We start from the raw sequence: 18,866 nt of genomic DNA on the forward strand, positions 1-18,866 counted from the left end.
TTACTTCAAGTTTTTAAGCGCTTTATCAATATAGGCGTTGTCCATGACTTTGGACGTGTCCAGCTTCTTCTTCACACCGCCGGTTTCATACAGGAAATCGGCCTGGGTCTGATGCGCCTTGGCGAACTCCGGCGTAATCGGCGACAACAGCGGAGCCGAACGCTGCAAAATTTGTTTGACGATTTCTTTTTCCAGCTTGGTCGTGCCGACAAAATAATCGGTCAGCTCATCCAGATGGGCGACATAATAAATCCGGGTCTGCTCGTAGGTTTTCAGGAACAGCTCCAGCAGCTCCGGATGCTCCTGCGCGAATTTGGTGCGGGTAATTATAAAGCCCGGCGCATCCAGCTTAATGTCCTCGCCCGTGATGAGCTTTTTCGCGCCGACCTGTACCTCGGCCGCAATGACATGCTGCTCGGATGTTGCCCATGCGTCGATCGCCCCGGTTTCGAGCGCAGGTCTCGCCTCGTCGGGCTGAAGCTGAATGATTTTCAAATCCGTATCCTTCATGCCGTTCATATCGAGCAGCTTATATAAGAAATAGTACGACGAGCTGCCTTTGGCGATCGCCAGCTTTTTGCCCTTCAGTTCCTTGAAATCTTTGATCGGGCTCGTTTTGGGCAGCACAATGGCGTTGCTGGATCGGCCGTCGCTGTATACCGCGACCGCTTTGAACTCGATATCGGCCGCCTGGCCGGTTACAACGGGCGTTCCGCCGACGGAGCCAAGGTCAAGACGGCCTGCCGCCATCGCTTCAAAGTAGGGAGGACCGGACTGGAATTCGCTCCATCTGACCTCCGCTCCGACTTTTGCAAATGCGTCTTCAAAAATTTTCTTTTCGCGAGCGTAATGCAGCACACTGACTTTCCCCTGCAGCCCGATGTTGACGACAACCTTTTCTTTAGGCTTGGCCGCCTCGGCCTGCTTCGGATCGCCGGCGCCCTGAGACTTGGTGCCTGCCGTCACCGCCGTTTGACCGCATGCCGCGAGCAGCGCCAGTGTCAGCAAGGCTATGAGAAATAAGCTCGTCGATTTTAAAGTTTTGGATATGTTTTTCATTGATGATTCCTCCATTTCGCTAAAAAGGACGACGCTGCTTCCAACGCTTGGCTCAAGGCCGGTGTAGCGTCCAGAAACGGGTGGCTGATGCCGAACGTATGGTCGCCTCCCGGAATAGTGACAAAGGTTTGATCCGGCGCAGCGGCCCGGAGCGCCTGATTGCCGGCCAGCAGCCGTTCGGCATCCACATCTCCTTGAATGATCAGCGCATCCCCGCGATAGGCGGCGAGCTTGTGGGGGATCGCGTAACGCTCCGGCGTCCGTTCCAAATCTGCGGCGATGACCGCTTCCTGTCGGCCTTCGCCCTGCGGCGTCAAGTGAGCGGAGGCATTGAGTGCGACGATCGCTCCGACCTCAGGATGCTCGGAAGCAAAGATGATGCTGCTGCTGCCTGCGCGACTGTGGCCGAGCAAGGCGATCCGGGACGGGTCTGAGAGCTCGGCGAGCGGCAACGCCTGTTCCCGGATGTGACGGAGCAGCGCGTCCAGATCGGACAATTCATTGGAGACGGTGAATGCTTCCAGCTTGGCGGCCTCGTCGAAATCGCCGTTTTTTATATAAATTCGCGAAAAATCGAACGTAACGACGTAATAGTGCTGACGGGCGAACGATGCGCTCGCATAAGGCCAAAATCCCCAATCCTTAAAACCGCGGAATCCATGACTCAGCAGCAGCACCGGTTTCCTGACGCCGTCCTCGACCGTCTTCACTTCCCCGTTAATAACGCCGCCCCCGGCTAATTCAATCGTAAATGCTTTTGATGTAATAGTGCTGACTCCCATGCTGATAAGCCCCTCTCACTTTGTTGTGAATGCTGCGCGAAATAAAAAAACGGAGGTCACCTTAAACGATTAAGGGATGCCTCCGTTGGAACGGTCAACATATCCGGAATTTATTCCGACAAATTCAATTGGTATTATTGGGCTAATAGTAACAGCCAACCCGGTGAACCGTCAATACCCATCCGATAAATTTTTTTGTCGTGTCCTCCGATGGGGTTGAATAGCCGCCGAGCGGTCGCCAGACGCGGTTCCGTGCTTCACTTAAAGAAAGACGTGCACTCCGTTTCAAAGAGCAATTTTATATTGACACTCTTCACAGGCGGTACTATACTGACTACAAAGCACACAAAACTTATCGGAATTATGGGGTCAACCGGAACGCCGGAGACATTCCTGACGATTCGCTCTTGTTTGGAGGGCGGACGAAGGGCTGTCTCTTTTTTTATCCATTCTGATATTGCAAGAAAAGCTAGCAAAAACACGAATGTATCTTCGTCGGAAGGGCTTCGGTCAGTAGCTTTTCTTTTGCAAGCAACCACTGCACAAAGGAGAGATTCGGATGAGTACGATACTTGACATCGATCATTTGAACAAAACGTTCGATACCCCTCAGGGGCCGGTTCAAGCGCTGCGCAGCATCAAGCTGCAGGTTAAGAGAGGCGAGTTTGTGACGATTATCGGCCCAAGCGGCTGCGGCAAGAGCACATTGCTGAAAATTATCGCGGGGCTGGATACGGCTCATAACGGGCAGGTACTGTTGGAAAATCTCCAGGTGGACCGTCCGAGCATCGATAAAGGATTTATTTTTCAGGAGCACCGTCTATTCCCGTGGTTAACCGTTGAGAAAAATATCGCCGCCGATTTATCGATCAAGCAGCCGGAGGTTCGTAAAAAAGTTGACGAACTGGTCGGCATCGTACGGCTCCAAGGCTTTGAAAAAGCGTACCCGCGCGAATTGTCGGGCGGGATGTCCCAGCGTGTGGCCATCGCCCGGGCGCTGCTCCGCAACCCGAAGGTTTTGCTGCTGGATGAGCCGTTCGGCGCCCTCGACGCTTTTACCCGAAGCCATATGCAAGAGGTGCTGTTGGATATATGGCGGCAAAATCAGACGACGATGATTCTCGTCACGCACGATATCGACGAAGCGGTTTATTTGGCGAACCGGGTAGTAATTATGGATGCCCGTCCCGGTACGATCCGCAAAATCGTTCCCGTCGACTTGCCGTATCCGCGCAAAAAGTCGAGCACCGCTTTTCAGGAGTACCGCAGGCTTGTCTTGAACGAATTCGAGCGTGTGGAGGAATTGGAGCTCATCGACAGCTCGGGCATATAACATTTTTTGAAATCAATGGAAAGAGGTGCAGTTGGATGAGTAAATCGGAAACGCTGACGGCCCAGCCGGTCTTGTCGGTAGGACGGGAGAAGCGGGAAAACCAAGTCAAAAACGGCTCCAAGCATGAAAAATGGGCGATTGCCCTGCGGGGCGCGGCATTGCCGCTATCCGTGCTGATCTTGTGGCAAATTGCCGGGATGGCGGGGCTTGTGTCCAAAACGCTGCTGCCGACACCGGCGGCCATCGCCGAGTCTTTCTGGGAGCTGACCGTATCCGGAGAGCTGCTCAAGCATTTGCAGATCAGCGTATCGCGCGCTGCGATCGGATTTTTGTTAGGAGGCGGTCTCGGGCTGCTGTTCGGTATCACGACCGGCCTGTTCGGCCGGTTCGAGCAGTCGGTCGATCCTACGGTTCAAATGCTGCGGATGATTCCCCATCTCGCCATTACGCCGTTGTTTATTTTATGGTTCGGTTTCGGAGAGCTGTCCAAAATTTTGCTGATCGCCAAAGGGGCCTTTTTTCCGCTGTATGTGAATGCGTTTCTGGGCGTGCGCAATGCGGATTCGAAGCTGTTCGACGTGGCGCGGATTTTGGAATTCAGCCGTTGGAAACAAATTACGCGGCTCGTAATTCCGGCGGCGCTGCCGAATTTGCTGCTAGGCTTGCGCCTTTCGCTCGGCGTGTCATGGCTCGGTCTCGTCGCCGCGGAATTGATGGGTTCAAGCGAAGGGGTCGGGTATTTGATTATGGATGCGCGCCAATTTTCACAAACGTCGATCGTTTTTGTCGGCATTATCATTTTTGCTTTGGTCGGTAAAGGCACCGATTCCATTGTCCGCTATTTGGAAAAAAAGCTGCTGAAATGGCGGGACACTTACAGCGGATGACGGCGATAGTTCAGGCCATTAAACCGTTGTCCGTGAATAACGGCGGCGATGGATTCAACGAGCTTTCAGGACAATTATACACATAGGAGTGGGTTGCGTATGAGTTCAAAAGAAAACCGTCAGCTTCATTTAAACTTGTTTGTTACGCCGGTCGGGCATCATGAGGCCGCCTGGAGGCATCCCGATACGGATGTGGACCAGCTTCTCGATTTTTCGTTTTTTCAGCGCCTGGCAGCGAAGGCGGAGGCCGCCAAGCTCGATTCGATCTTTTTGGCGGATCGCGTGGCGACATCGCCAAGCGCCGTCCAATACGGGGCGATCGGCGGCTATGAGCCGCTCACGCTGCTGTCGGCGCTCGCCGTTGTCACGAAGCGGATCGGTCTGATCGCGACGGTGTCGACCAGCTTTAACGAGCCGTTCAACCTGGCCCGGCGGTTTGCTTCACTCGACCATTTAAGCGGAGGGCGCGCCGGCTGGAACATCATCACATCCGGCACCGATGCCGAAGCGAGAAACTTCAATCTGGAGCAAATTCCGGAGCATGCCGAGCGCTATGAGCGGGCCCGCGAATTTCTGGATATTGCCGTCAAGCTGTGGGACAGCTGGGAGCGGGATGCGCTCATTCGCGATAAGGAGTCCGGCATTTATGCGGATCATCATAAAGTGCATGAGCTGAATCATAAAGGGAAATATTTCTCGGTCAAAGGACCTCTGAACGTATCGCGTTCCCCGCAGGGACGGCCTGTACTCGTGCAGGCAGGCTCCTCGCAGGACGGCCGGCAGTTTGCGGCCGAGCATGCGGAGGCGATTTTTACGGCGCAGCAATCGTTCGACGAGGCGCGCGCCTTTTACGGGGATATCAAGCGCCGTGCGGCGAAGGCCGGACGCTCCCCCGGGCATATTACGATATTGCCCGGCATATGCCCGATCATCGGGCGCACCGAAGAAGAGGCGAGGGAGAAAGAAGCGAAGCTGGTCGAACTCAGCAATCCGGCATACAGCCTGATCATGCTGTCCAACCGCGTCGGCTTCGATCTGACCGGCTATCCGCTCGACGGACCGATGCCGCAGCTGCCCGTTAAAGAAGTGAGAGGCCATCAGAGCCGCACCAATCTGATCGTCGAGCTGGCGCAGCGCGAAAATTTGACGCTTCGACAGCTGCTCAACCGTCTGGCCGGAGGGCGCGGCCATCGGACGGTAACCGGAACGCCGACGCAAATTGCCGACATGCTGGAGCATTGGTTTGCCGAAGGGGCCGCCGACGGCTTCAATATTATGCCGCAGCTGATGGCCGGGGGACTGGAAGATTTTCTCGAACTGGTCGTCCCCGAGCTGCAGCGCAGAGGCTTGTTCCGGACAGAGTATACCGGCACCACGCTCCGCGATCATTACGGGCTGCCGTATCCGGAAAATCAATTCGCCGTTAAGCCGGCATCGCAGGCTCATTATTAATCATCGTCTTCACAGGCGCGCCCGCCCGTCGGCGTTGCGGCCACCAATGAAGGCGACGCTTGGACTGCGCTGTGGGACTGCGGGGCTTGGGAGCAGCTCGAGATTACCCATAGCCAGGGTGAATGAAGTGCGCGGTTCAGCTGGTGGAACCACATCCGCTAAATTCAAGCGCATGAACTAAGAAGTTATGGACCCGAGGGCGTACAGCCCCGGGTTTTTCGTATTCGAGGAGGAACGCTGCGAGCTGCAGAAAGCTGAGATTTCTGCAGCTTCTAGAAACGTTGCATAATCACGAATTCAGTTCCTTCCTCCGAAAAATTATGCGTTTATGAATTCATGCGCCCGACCGGCGCAGCTTTTGCCGGGACGGACGCAGCGCCCGGTTTAATTGGCTTCGCGGTTCAACGCCCATACGCGGGAGTATCTGTTGGCCGGACGGGTCAGGCCGAGATTGTCGCGAAGCGTCGTTCCCTCATAGGCGGTACGGAACAACCCGCGGTTTTGCAGCTCGGGAATGACTTTGTCGACGAAAGTTTCCAAGCCGCTCGGAAACACATGAGGCAGCAGGTTAAAGCCGTCGGCGCCTCCGGTTTTGAACCATGTTTCGATAAAATCGGCCGTTTGAATAACCGAGCCGGTGAAGGTGACATGCCCGTGCCCGCCGGCACTGCGGTACACAAACTGCCGGATCGTCATGTTGTCCCGCCGCGCCGCATCGACAACGACCTCATGCCGGCTCGTAATGCCGCCCGGCAATGAACCGTACGGCTTCGATTTATCGACCGGAACCGGTCCGTCGAGCGGGTATTCCGACAAGTCGACCGTAAAATATTGGGACAATTGCTTCAACGCCTGCTCCATATTGATCAGGCTGCCGAACTCGGCTTCGATATCTTTCGCCTCCGCTTCCGTATCCGCAACGATCGGGCTCAACCCCGGCATAATGACGAGCTGGTCCGGCGTCCTTCCGTACTTGGCCAGTCTCGATTTGACGTCGGCGTAAAACTGCTGCGCAGCGCCCAGCGTTTGCTGGGCGGTGAAGATGACCTCCGCCGTTTTGGCTGCCAGCTCCCGGCCGCTCTCCGACGATCCGGCCTGTACGAGCACGGGGTAGCCCTGCGGCGGACGGGGAATGATCAGCGGGCCTTTGACGGCATAATAGCTGCCCTTGAAGTTAATTTCATGCAGCTTGCTCGAATCAAGCTGAACGTCGGCGCTCCGGTCGTAGACGAGCGCATCCTCCTCCCAGCTGTCCCACAGCTGCTTGACCACCTCGACGAATTCGTCCCCGATTTCGTAGCGCTTCGTCACCTCCGGATGCTCATCACGGCCGAAATTATGGGCGGCCGACTGCGCCCCGGTCACAATATTCCAGGCTGCGCGCCCGCCGCTGATATGATCCAGCGAGGCGAACTTTCTTGCGACATGGAACGGCTCGTTGTAGGTGGTGCCTACGGTGGCGATGAAGCCGATATGCTCCGTCAGCGCCGCCAACGCGGAAAACAGCGTGAACGGTTCCAATCTGCGGTAAGTGCCCGCGTAGCCGTCGGCCATGAACAGCGAATCCAGCAGCCCGCGCTCGGCAATTCGGGCGATATGGGCATAGTAGCCGAGGCTCAGCTCGCTGCCGGGCTGCGCCAGCGGATGCTTCCAGGCGGCGGAATGATGACCGATTCCGTTAATAAACACGTTCAAATGCACATTTCGTTTCGCTTGATTGTGACTCATGCTCAGCACCTCGTTCATGTAATTTATTTCCGTATCTGCGTTCAAGTGCAGTATGAAGAAAGGAACGGCTTGCCGGCGACAAACAAAAACCGGAGACGGGGCATTCGCCCGATCTCCGGTTGTCCGGTTAAGCCTAACGATATTAAATAAATAAAAACCGATGAGCATACTATGAATAATACTATAACAGCATAAAATTCGGCTGTCAACCGGCTGGGTTAAAGTGATATATCCCAATTCAGGAAAAACATTATTGCCAAAATACGGTTTTCCTGCTTTATTAAAGGGGAGAGGTGAAGCTGCTTGTTTTTCGATATGAATTAAAAGAAAACGGCGAAAGGCGGCATGTTATGGAAAATAATGTAAATAACTTCAAATCGGTAACGCCGATATTGCGCATTTTCGAGCCCGAGCTGGCCAAACGGTTTTATATCGGCTACCTGGAATTTCAGCTGGATTGGGAGCACCGGTTCGAGGACGATGCACCGCTCTATATGCAGCTGTCGAAGGACGGCTGCCGGCTCCACCTGTCCGAGCATCACGGCGATTGCTGCCCGGGCGCGGCGGTCCGCATCGAGGTTGCGGATATTGAGGAGCTGCACGCGCGACTGCTGGCCAAGCCTTACAAGTATGCCAGACCCGGCCTGGAATTAACGCCTTGGCAGACGAAGGAAATCCAGGTCATCGATCCGTTCGGGAACCGGATCGTACTGTATGCCGCGGCAGCAAACCATCCGGCTTAGGCTATATCCTCCGGGAACATTGGTTACAATGGAAAATACATGTAATCGAGGAGGCGTTCCCGCGTATGAGATGGACGGTTGGAATCATTCAAGGCTTGTTGGCCGCGGCATATATTTTTTTCGGCGGGATGAAGCTGACGGGAAACCGGGTGCAGGCCGAAGTTTTTACGCAAAACTATCATTTTCCGCTTGCGTTCATGTATGCGATCGGGCTTGTTGAGCTTCTGGCGGCCATAGGGCTGATTATCGGCTTTAAAATGCACCGCGTCGCATTTTATTCCTCAGGCGTCATCGCTTTGATCATGGCCGGTGCGATGTTTACGCACATGTCATTGGGCCAGGGCTTCGGCGTATGGATCATCCCGCTCGCTTTGCTCATGATGGCTGTATTCGTATTGATTGGGCGCAGAGTGAAAAAAATCTGGTAAGCTTTGCGCTTGTGCCGCACAGGCAGCGAAGGACGAGAACCTTGACTTGGGAAAGGTTCTTTTTTGCATGTTATGGAGCGGGAGATGCTATTGCAGGCTGCTGCATTTTTCGTTGACCGTTCAGGGCGGTTAGTGATAAAATAATCTTAATAATGAACCAAGTTCATTATATTGAACTTGCAATAATTCAATTGATCCGAAGGAGGAATCATACATGAAAGATTACGTCCAGGCCGGCCGGCTTCAGGTTGCACCCGAGCTTTATCAGTTTGTGAATGCGGAAGCCCTTCCCGGCACAGGGGTGAGCGCCGAGCGGTTTTGGAGCGGATTTGACGCGCTGGTTCACGAATTGACGCCTCGAAACCGCGCTTTGTTGGCGAAGCGGGACGACATTCAGCGACAGATCGACGAATGGCATAACAGCAACCGCGGCGGGTTTTCGTTTGCGGCGTATAAATCATTTTTGCAGGAAATCGGTTATTTGGAGCCGGAAACGGAAGATTTCCAGGTGACGACCCGGCAGGTGGACGATGAGATAGCGGTACAGGCGGGACCGCAGCTCGTTGTTCCGGTCAATAATGCCCGCTATGCGTTGAACGCTGCAAATGCCCGTTGGGGCAGCTTATACGACGCCCTGTACGGAACGGACGCCATCGGCGAGGAGGACGGAGCCGAACGGCAGGCCACCTACAACCCGATTCGCGGGGAGAAAGTTATCGCTTTTGCCAAAGCTTTTCTGGATCGGGCGGCGGCTTTGTCGGAAGGCTCCCATCAGGATGCCGTCGGCTATGCCGTAGTTCACGGCCAGTTGTCCGTGACGCTCCGGAACGGTACCGCAGCCCGGCTTCAGGATGCCGCGAAACTTGCCGGCTACCAGGGACCGGCGGATCGCCCCTCGGCCGTATTGATCGTGAATAACGGCCTCCATTTCGAAATCCAGATCGATCGCGACCATCCGATCGGCCGGACCGACCCGGCAGGCGTCAAAGATATCGCGATGGAAGCGGCGCTGACGACCATCATGGACTGCGAAGATTCCGTTACCGCCGTCGACGCCGAGGACAAAGTGCTTGTCTACCGCTGCTGGCTCGGGCTGATGAAAGGCGATTTGTCCGCAACGTTCGCCAAAGGCGGCCGTTCCGTGACGCGCACGCTGAATCCCGATCGCACGTATGTCTCGCCTGCGGGCGGCGCGATCAGCCTGAACGGGCGCTCGCTGCTGTTTGTCCGCAATGTCGGCCATTTGATGACGATCAATGCGATTCTCGACCGGGACGGCCGGGAAATTCCCGAAGGCATCATGGATGCGGTTATGACCAGCCTGATCGCCATGCACAGCCTGCTCGGCAGCGGGCCATACCGCAATTCCTCCAAAGGCTCGGTATACATTGTAAAGCCGAAAATGCACGGTTCCGAGGAAGTTGCATTTGCCAACGACTTGTTTGACCGGGTGGAGGATTTGCTCGGTTTGGAGCGCCATACGCTGAAAATCGGGGTCATGGACGAGGAGCGCCGCACTTCCTTGAACCTGAAAAACTGCATCCGTCAGGTAAAGGACCGGGTTGTTTTTATCAATACGGGATTTTTGGACCGTACCGGCGATGAAATGCATACGTCGATGGAAGCCGGCCCCGTCATCCGCAAGAACGATATTAAATCGTCGAAATGGCTGCAAAGCTATGAAAAATCGAACGTGAACGTCGGCCTGGCCTGCGGTCTGCAGGGCCATGCGCAGATCGGCAAAGGCATGTGGGCGATGCCGGATTTGATGAGCGAAATGCTCAAGCAAAAAATCACGCATCCGCAGGCAGGCGCCAACACCGCATGGGTTCCTTCGCCGACGGCGGCCGTGCTGCATGCGCTCCACTATCATCAAGTGAACGTAAAAGAAGTGCAGAACCAATTAAAGCAATCGATCGGCGATTTGCGCGACGGCATTCTGGAAATTCCGCTGGCGGTAAACCCGAATTGGAGCGCACAGGATATTCAGCAGGAGCTGGACAATAACGCGCAGGGCATTCTCGGCTACGTGGTCCGCTGGGTGGAGCAGGGCATCGGCTGCTCGAAAGTGCCGGATATCAATAACGTCGGCTTGATGGAGGACCGCGCCACGCTGCGCATCTCCAGTCAGCATATCGCCAACTGGCTGCGCCACGGCATTTGCACGCAGGAGCAGGTGACGGATACGCTGAAGCGCATGGCCCGAGTGGTGGACGGTCAAAATGCCGGAGACTCGGCTTATCGTCCGATGGCTGCGGATTTTGACGGCTCGGTAGCCTTCCAGGCCGCCTGCGAGCTCGTCTTTGAAGGCTGCCGCCAGCCGAATGGCTACACCGAGCCGATTTTGCACCGCAAACGCATCGAATTTAAGGCGAAGCATCCGGTAAACCGCTAAGCTGCAACCAGAGAGCGGATCCGATCCGACACGGGAGCTAAGCGGTGCCGACAGGCTCGAGCGGATTTTTCCGCGGGAAAGATAATAAGACTATTAAGACTATTGAGACCGTCAATAGTCTTTTTTGTTCGTTACCGGAAAGTATTAAGTTTTACTGTGCCAATCTTGACAAACGTCCCCGCCCTTAAAGGGTGGTGAAGAAGCACCGCTTGCGGCACTCAAACAGCCGCCCCGGCGGCCGGACCGCAAACCGCGGCAAAGGCGGGAACAGGCGAGGAAAAAGTGCTCCGGGTAGGAACATCAGGCAGGAGCGTGCCGCATTCCTACAAAAATGAACAGCAGGAGCTGGACGGCTTCGATATCGAGGCGATAAAAGCGATCGCGGCAAAAATCGGTTACAAGGTAGAATGGACAACAGCCGACTTCAGCGGTTTGTTCGGGATGCTGGACGCCGGTAAAATCGATTTCCGAACCCTTGGCTGATCGGGCCGCTGATTGCTTCCGCTGTTTTCTCGGCGTCCGGCATTGTGCTGCCGCACCTGCCGCAGCTTGTCGTTATTATCGCGCAGCTGTGCATCGGCATCTATCTTGGACAAGGCATCAAGCTCCAGGCGTTAAGCGGCTGGCGCCGCCTTCTTCCTTATAGTCTTGCCGGAAGCATTCTGCTCGTGGGCATGACGCTGGCGATTGCGTACATGCTGAGCTTGACTCAGCCAATCAGCTTTGTTACGGCGTTTTTGAGTATAGCGCCGGGAGGCTTGCCGGAAATGGGCGTAACTGCGGCGGCAATGAATGCCGACGTTTCAAAAGTTGCGGCTTACCAGCTGTTCCGGGTATTTTTCGTCCTGTTCATTATACCGGTTTTGTTAAAAAGAATATTCCGCAAGCCCTTTAACCGACAGCGTTCTCAAGATTACTACTCATGAAATCAACAAACGCTTTGACAACCGAAAGCTCCAATGAAGAGCTGCGGTATATGAGACTCGTTTCTCTCATAATCGGCATGCCGCCCTTTGTCTGAAGATTGTGGACGAACAGCGACTTATGATTTTGCAGGCTCATACTTGGAACGATTCCGTAGCCCATCCCGTTGTTGACCAGCTCGACGCATGTTTCGATGCTGTCGACCTCCATCGTAATAAAAGGCGGAACCGAAAATTTTTCCATCCACCATTTTTCGATGTCTTGCCGCAAGCGGGGGTCGTTAATGACGTAATTGATTTTCGGAAGACTCGGAAGATCATGGAGATCGACCTGTTCATTAGCGATAAGGCACAGGGGTTCGCTGGTCAAGAGCAGCGACGGCTCCGACCAACTGTGGCTTCCTCTCAGGATGCCGAGGTGTACATCTTCCTTTTGAACATAAGACAATACATCGGAGCTCCAGCCGGTCTTCACATTGATTTCCACCCCGGTGTACTGACGAACGAAGCTTTTGAGCAGCGGTGGAAGATAGTACCTGGCGCAGCTTGCGGAAACGCCAAGCCGCAATGTGCCGGCAACCTGATTGTTCATATTCAATATGCGTTCCCTGGTCCTTCTCAGCTCATGCAGCATTTGCTCCGCATATTTGACCAGGTATTCGCCTTGGGGAGTGAATTCCACTCCGGTTTTGCCCCGGGATACGATCTTGGCGCCAAATTCCTTCTCCAACTGTTGAATACGGTATGTTAGCGCAGGCTGAGATATGTAAAGCTGTTCTGCCGCTTTCGTAATGTTCTTTTTTAGATAAAGTGTATTCAGAATCAGCCAGTCCTTTTCTTCCATTCGTCCGCCTCTTCCATAAAAAGTAATTATACAAAACGATAATAATCATTCAAATTAATTATGATTATACAGGAATTATCCTGATAAATATAATTCATTTTTCGGGCAATTTCTTATAAATTTCATCATTTACCGATCATGGTCATGGGAGCCATGATCTTTTTTTGCGTGATGATCCTTTCAGCTTTCATTTGCTTTTACAGATTTTGTATAGATTGAATTGTTAAACTCTAGAATAGCCCGATTATATTTTCGCTAAAGGGGGGAACTGATGAGTGAGAGCTCTATTGGTCGATGACGAACAAATGGCTGTGAGCTATCTCCAGATGCTGCTGGAACATATTGGCGGCATTCACGTAATCGGAGCGCATACAAATCCGGATCAGGCTATTGCTATGGCGTACGAGCTTCAACCGGATGTTGTATTTCTCGATATTCACATGCATGATATTGATGGATTACAGGCCGGGCTGCAGATTCAAGAAGCGGTTCCCGGAGTGGAGATCGTTTTTGTTACTGCTTATAACCATTACGCCGTCCAAGCTTTTGAAATGAATGCGCTAGATTACATTATGAAACCGCTGCAGTTTGAGCGTTTGCAGAAAACCGTAAGGCGGTTGAAAGAACGGGCGGGTCCAAACAAAGGGGACGGCAGCGAAACGCCGCCGTTGATATGTTTGTTCAATCAGATCGGGATTCAGGGGGCGGACAAAGAGAAGAGCGCGGTCAAGTGGCGTACCGCCAAGGCGCGTGAGGTGTTCGCCTATTTGTTCCATCATCGGGGGAGATGGGTTGACAAAGAAACGTTAATCGAACTGTGCTGGCCGGAATCCGAAACAGCCAAAGGCACGACGCAGTTGTACACCACGATCTATCTGATCCGTCAAACGTTGAAGTCATCCGGGCTCGACGCTGTTTCCATTAGAAGCGGGAATTTGTTCGAAGGATACAGGATTGATGTCGGACAAGTTCACATCGATACTGAACAATGGGAAACGCAATTAAAACAGCTGGGGGCGCCCGGTCATCATAATATCGACAAGCATGAGCATGTGCTTGCGATGTATTCGGGAACTTACCTTGGCGATTACGATTATATATGGGCGGAGCCGGAACGGGAAAGACTGAAGCGGCTGTGGCTGAATCATGCGCGGGAAGTAAGCAACTATTATGTTCGGAAAAAAAGGCCGGGGGCCGCGATCAAAATCTATCAAACGATTCGGCAATTGTATCCTTACGATGAAGAAAATCACTATACGCTGATGAAGCTTTATGCTTCGTTAAACAACCGCTTGGGCGTGGAAGAACAATATGGGCTGCTGGTTTCATCGCTGGAGGAACTGGATTCCGCTCCCGGCGCTGAAATTTCAGCGTGGTATGAGGGATGGAAACGCCAGTCGAACGTATAAATCGATGTCACTTCGATGAAAGGCAACGTGTGTATAGTTTTTGTATAGATGCAAGTGCTAGGATGAGAGTTGTGAAATTTTTGTTTGTTAATGTCGATTGCTACCGTCACGATAGCGAGAATAAAGGAGGTTTTAAGAACCCGTCGCTCTCGATTTTTGCTGGGATGTTCGTGTGGATTACAAGGTACGAATCTGATTCTTGGGAAGGAAGTGATTTACATCAGACTCTCCTTCGGCCGGGACTTTACCAGGGGAAGTCAGGCAATTGGATAAAGGAAAGGGCAGTTACATATCACCAGAACTTTTATGAATAAGGAGTTAAAAGAGATGAAGCGATATAAAGCAAAATGGATATCTTGGACGATGATGCTCTGCATGGTCATTTCTATGCTGCAGCCGTTTGCGTTGCCGGCCTATGCGGCAAGCGAAACCAAATGGGTGACGTATAAGAACGATGAGTTTTTCTCGTCGGCCAATCAGAGAAATTTGTTTTCACTGAATGGAGACACAAAGGAAGCAACCGACAATGAAGGGCGCAAAGTGTTGCGTTTAACACGGGCAATTGATAACTTATTCGGTACTGCTTTTAACCAGAAATTAATAGCTCCAAAGAACAAGTATTCATTCAGCACGTTTTTTAAGTTTCGTATGACAAAGGTACAATCTTCCGCGCCAGCGGATGGCATTACGTTTACTATCCAAGCCCAATCCAATAATGCAGGAAAAGTAGGATCAGGTATCGGATATGGGGACATTTCACCAAGTTTTGCAGTCAAATACGATACATGGAAGAATACTGAGAATAATATTAATGACCCATCCAGCAATTATATTGGTTTAGCCAAAAACGGTGATGTCAGAAATACAGACTCGGCCTGGTATAAAGACCTGGACAAGACCTCAACCAATCTAACGGGTGGAAGTCAAGTAAAGCTATCGGATGGCAACGATCATTACACTTGGATCGACTATGACGGAAATGCCAAAAATGTGAAGGTCTATATCAGTAATTCCGAAACGCGCCCGACTCTTCCACTGTTGGATGTTAACGGTATTGATCTGGAGGAGATTTTCCAAGGAAAACCGGGAGTTTATGCAGGTTTTACCGCAGCTACAGGCGGATCCTATGAGATTCATGATATCGTATCCTGGTATTTTATCAACGACCTGGACCCAATCGATACGGCGAAGTTTACAAAGGATGCATACAGACAGGCGCCGACAGACGTTAAAGTCACCACTACGCCAACGGGAGAACCCGGCAAATTCAAAGTAACGGCAACACTGCTTGACGTCGACGACAACCCGGTTCCGGACGCTCCAGTTACTTTGAGCTCGTCGCCGCAAGGCACCGTCGTCGATCGGAACGGGATCCCGCTGACCGGTTTAATATCGGATAGCAGCGGTCAGGCGACAGGCTTTATCGAATTTGGAGACGCCATCCCGAATGGTACTGCTACCATAACCGCGGCTTCAGTCGGCGGCGCTTACGAAACTGCACCGATTTTGCTGCTGTCCACGGGTACAACGCCAGCAACGGCCAATACGTTGACGTGGAGTAAAATCGCTGATGCAACCTCTTATAACCTGTACAAGAACGAAACTTTGTACTATTCCAGCCCGAGCGTGACGAATGTCACCTACGAAGTAATGGATATGACGCCAGGAGAGAATGCCGTTTTCACAGTTAAAGCGGTCAAGGGTGGAGCCGAGATCCTTGATTCCAACCCTGTATGGCTTCCGGCTTTACTGAAGCTTGAGCTGGACAGCTACGGCTATACACTGCCATACGGTTCCACTCATCAGACTGTAGTCAGGACTGTTTATTCGGATACGGCAAGAAATGGAAATGTAACAGGCCAATCCAATTACAACTCCAGCGCAGGTCATGTCGCAACGGTCGGTCCGGACGGTCTTGTTACACCTGTAGGTGCCGGCACAACCGTGATCCAAGCCGTTTATGGCGGCAAAAGGGTACAAGCTACCGTTACCGTGCCTATCGATGCGCCGACGGGCGTAACGGCCAAAGATGTTACATCGACCGGTGCAACGATCAACTGGAATGCGGTTCCGCTTGCCCAATCGTATAACATTTACGACAATGGCGTATTGATCGCATCGGGAGTAACGGGCACTAGTTACAACGTAACGGGCCTTACTCCGGGCACCGACCACAACTTTACGGTAAGCGCCGTAAGCAACAATATCGAATCGGCCCAATCCAACGGATCGAACACGACAACAACGGCACTGCGCGAGTTGAAAGCAGATCCGGCGAGCTACACATTGCCGATCGGGGCGACTCATCAAACGAAGACGACCGCCGTGTATCTGGATGAAAGCATAAAGGATGTAACGCGTCAGGCGACGTACACTTCTTCCAATCCCGGTGTCGTTTCGGTCGATGCGAATGGCGTAATCACCGCCGTAGCTCCTGGCACAGCGACGATTACGGTAACTTTTGACGGTAAAACAACCACACAAACGATCGTGGTTCAAGACAGCGTTCCGCAGTATAAAGTAACCTTGAGCGCATCTCCTGATTCTGTCGTAGGAGACGGCAATTCCAAAGTGACGCTGCAAGCAAGTGTAGTTTCGACATCGGGAAGTCCGGTGGCCGGAGTTCCGGTTACATTCCACTTCGGCAACAATTCTGCGGCCGATGTTACAGCGATTACGAACGAGCAGGGGATCGCTTCCATGGAGTACACGGCTCCGGCGCTCCAAAGCACCAAGCCTGTTAATGAAGTGATCACGGCAACCGTGACCGAACCGCAATCCGGATTGTCCGCACAGCAAAGCATTTCGATCGATTATATGCCTGCTTTCGTGCAAGGCGTGGTCATTGACCAGGTGACGGGAAAACCTGTTGCCAACGCGACTGTTTCCGTTAACGCCGATTTCAACGGCGACGGAATTATCGACTTCGTTTCGACCGTAACGACCGGCCCGGACGGTTCTTACAAGATTGGCGTTCCACGCGGCAACTTCACCTATACGATGAACATTGAAACGCCGGTACAAGTCGGAAATAAAACCGTAACGTTGAAAACGACACAAAAAGCAACGGTCGGTCCGATCACGGGCGTAGGACAAAAAATCGACCCGGCCAACAAAATTAGCGGCGATTTGTTTATCGCCACATCCTCGACCGATCCGAGCTCGCATCCGACGGTAAGCAGCTTGTTCGGCAACGGGAATGTCGTGGCGACTATCAAAGACGCGAACGGAACTGTCGTTTCGACCGTACCTCTAAATGATGACGGAAACTTCAGTCTGGAAAATGTGCCGCAAGGCAAGTATGTCGTGACTTATCAAATCAAGGCGCCGGACGGCAGCATTTTGGCCGGACCGTCGGTTAACATCAGTGTGAACCAAAACGGCGAGGTGGGCGTAGTCTACTCCTTGATCGATCCGTACGGTATCGTGACCGACGTCGTGACCGGGCAAGTTCTGAGCGGAGTAAATGTAACCTTGTATTGGGCGGATACCGAACTGAACAAGCAAAAGGGCCGTACCCCGCACACGCCGGTTACTTTACCGGAACTGCCGAAGTTTGCACCGAATCAAAATCATAATCCGCAAGTGACGACAGGCGCAGGGGAATATGGCTGGATGGTACACCCTGACGGCGATTACTATATCGTCGCGAGCAAAACGGGTTACTTGAATTACAGCACGTTGGATGCGAAGCCGAATCAGCCTGCTGCGGAAGGCTCGGACAGCTACATCAAGGACGGCATCATCCATATCGGAACAGATATATTGGCGTTTGACTTCGCCATGCGCAAAATTTCGACAAATCGTCCATCCGGCGGTGGCGGTGGAGGCGGCGGTTCCGCGTATGCACCGACAGCAGCGGATTTGTCGCTGAACTTGTCCATCGACAAAAACCTGGTCAAAGAAATCGATCAATCGACCGTTACCGTGAATTACAAAAACTTGTCGTCGTCTACTCTGACGGACGGCAAGGTCACGATTACGATCCCTGCGGGAGCCCAAGTCGTAGACGCCAACGGCGGTACGGTTGACGGCAACAAAATTACGTGGGATGTCGCCAACATACCTGCCGGCGAAGGCGGAAGCTTCAAAGTGGTGCTGAAATGGGACTCCATAACCTCCATGGATGCACAGTATGACATTTTAGGACAATTTGCAGTCAACAGCAATGCGACAGATCCGATAACAACCGATGGAAAAGTACAGGTCAAAGTATTCTCCGACCGGTTCGGCAACCTGAAGCATCAACGCTATATTCTCGGTTATCCTGACGGCAAGTTCCATCCGGACAACTCGCTCACACGCGCCGAGCTTGCGGCGATCGTTGCGAGATTGACGGAGAACGTCAAGGTAGACGGAACTCTTGCGTACAATGATGTCCAAGAGAATCATTGGGCGGCGAATTACATTAAGATTGCAACGAAGCACGGATATTTCAGCGGCTTCGAAGACGGAAGCTTCCGTCCTGAGGCTCAAGTATCCAGAGGCGAGCTGGCCTCCGTTATGGCACGCTTCCTCAAGCTGAATGTCAGTACAGCCGGCGACCTTCATTTCACGGATATCGAAGGGCATTGGGCTGCGGATGCGATTGAAGAGCTGTACCGCGGCAAATTCCTTGCCGGCTATCCGAACGGAGTGTTCAAGCCGCAAGACAGCATTCGCAGAGTCGAGGCGGTGACCATGATCAACCGGATGCTGTATCGCGGTCCGCTGAAGGGAATGGAGCCGTTGTTCCCGGATGTTGACGCAAGTCACTGGGGCTTCGGAGATGTACAGGAAGCCACCGCTTCCCACGGCTCCGTAAGAAATGACGACGGCAGCGAGACTTGGATGAGCAAGCTTGGCGATGAAGTGCAATAAACTCTAAAAAGAACTGACGTCGG

At 52.9% G+C, this 18,866-nt stretch carries 14 protein-coding genes; 10 read left to right on the forward strand and 4 right to left on the reverse strand.

All coding sequences use genetic code 11. The features are described 5' to 3' along the window. Together E1757_RS09705 and E1757_RS09710 are read right to left on the reverse strand one after the other, a co-directional pair. Positions 1-1,059 (reverse strand): aliphatic sulfonate ABC transporter substrate-binding protein, encoded by a 1,059-nt coding sequence (locus tag E1757_RS09705; RefSeq protein WP_133227173.1) that lies wholly within the window; start codon positions 1,057-1,059, stop codon positions 1-3. Beyond that, positions 1,056-1,841, reverse strand: coding sequence for an alpha/beta hydrolase family protein (locus tag E1757_RS09710; RefSeq protein WP_133227175.1), 786 nt, complete (start codon positions 1,839-1,841; stop codon positions 1,056-1,058). The genes E1757_RS09705 and E1757_RS09710 overlap by 4 nt, the downstream gene beginning before the upstream one ends. Positions 1,842-2,400: 559 nt before the next feature. On the opposite strand from E1757_RS09710, the gene E1757_RS09715 reads away from it, so the two are divergent. From E1757_RS09715 to E1757_RS09725, 3 genes are all read left to right on the forward strand, one after another. After that, positions 2,401-3,174: an ABC transporter ATP-binding protein gene (locus E1757_RS09715; protein ID WP_133227177.1), complete on the forward strand. Its 774-nt coding sequence runs from the start codon at positions 2,401-2,403 to the stop codon at positions 3,172-3,174. A 35-nt stretch (positions 3,175-3,209) separates the two neighbouring features. After that, positions 3,210-4,061 (forward strand): ABC transporter permease, encoded by an 852-nt coding sequence (locus E1757_RS09720; protein ID WP_133227179.1) that lies wholly within the window; start codon positions 3,210-3,212, stop codon positions 4,059-4,061. A 99-nt stretch (positions 4,062-4,160) separates the two neighbouring features. Continuing rightward, positions 4,161-5,513 (forward strand): LLM class flavin-dependent oxidoreductase, encoded by a 1,353-nt coding sequence (locus E1757_RS09725; protein WP_133227181.1) that lies wholly within the window; start codon positions 4,161-4,163, stop codon positions 5,511-5,513. A gap of 384 nt (positions 5,514-5,897) precedes the next feature. On the opposite strand, the gene E1757_RS09730 is transcribed toward E1757_RS09725, so the two are convergent. Continuing rightward, positions 5,898-7,241: an LLM class flavin-dependent oxidoreductase gene (locus tag E1757_RS09730; RefSeq protein ID WP_246079109.1), complete on the reverse strand. Its 1,344-nt coding sequence runs from the start codon at positions 7,239-7,241 to the stop codon at positions 5,898-5,900. A 350-nt stretch (positions 7,242-7,591) separates the two neighbouring features. On the opposite strand from E1757_RS09730, the gene E1757_RS09735 reads away from it, so the two are divergent. The 5 genes from E1757_RS09735 (at position 7,592) to E1757_RS09755 (ending at position 11,733) form a co-directional block, all read left to right on the forward strand. Then, positions 7,592-7,984, forward strand: a complete 393-nt coding sequence (locus E1757_RS09735) for a glyoxalase superfamily protein (protein WP_133227185.1) — start codon at positions 7,592-7,594, stop codon at positions 7,982-7,984. 65 nt (positions 7,985-8,049) lie between these two features. Continuing rightward, a complete protein-coding gene (locus E1757_RS09740; RefSeq protein WP_133227187.1) occupies positions 8,050-8,412 on the forward strand; it encodes a DoxX family protein in 363 nt (120 codons plus the stop codon). A 214-nt stretch (positions 8,413-8,626) separates the two neighbouring features. After that, positions 8,627-10,807, forward strand: a complete 2,181-nt coding sequence (locus tag E1757_RS09745) for a malate synthase G (protein WP_133227189.1) — start codon at positions 8,627-8,629, stop codon at positions 10,805-10,807. Positions 10,808-11,089: 282 nt separating this feature from the next. Beyond that, positions 11,090-11,290, forward strand: coding sequence for a transporter substrate-binding domain-containing protein (locus E1757_RS09750; protein ID WP_133227191.1), 201 nt, complete (start codon positions 11,090-11,092; stop codon positions 11,288-11,290). 11 nt (positions 11,291-11,301) lie between these two features. Further along, positions 11,302-11,733: an AbrB family transcriptional regulator gene (locus tag E1757_RS09755; RefSeq protein WP_246079124.1), complete on the forward strand. Its 432-nt coding sequence runs from the start codon at positions 11,302-11,304 to the stop codon at positions 11,731-11,733. Here E1757_RS09755 and E1757_RS09760 read toward each other — a convergent pair. Continuing rightward, on the reverse strand, positions 11,699-12,574 hold the full coding sequence (locus E1757_RS09760) for a LysR family transcriptional regulator (RefSeq protein ID WP_133227195.1): 876 nt from the start codon (positions 12,572-12,574) through the stop codon (positions 11,699-11,701). The genes E1757_RS09755 and E1757_RS09760 overlap by 35 nt on opposite strands. A 275-nt stretch (positions 12,575-12,849) precedes the next feature. Between E1757_RS09760 and E1757_RS09765 the strand changes: the two genes are divergently transcribed. Further along, on the forward strand, positions 12,850-13,983 hold the full coding sequence (locus E1757_RS09765; protein WP_133227197.1) for a response regulator: 1,134 nt from the start codon (positions 12,850-12,852) through the stop codon (positions 13,981-13,983). Between the two features lie 327 nt (positions 13,984-14,310). Beyond that, positions 14,311-18,843 carry an S-layer homology domain-containing protein gene (locus tag E1757_RS09770; protein ID WP_133227199.1) on the forward strand — a complete coding sequence of 1,511 codons (4,533 nt, stop codon included), beginning with the start codon at positions 14,311-14,313 and terminating at the stop codon, positions 18,841-18,843. Positions 18,844-18,866 lie beyond the last annotated feature (23 nt).

Origin of the sequence: Paenibacillus piri, from assembly GCF_004354045.1 — a bacterium.
Lineage (GTDB): Bacteria > Bacillota > Bacilli > Paenibacillales > NBRC-103111 > Paenibacillus_S > Paenibacillus_S piri.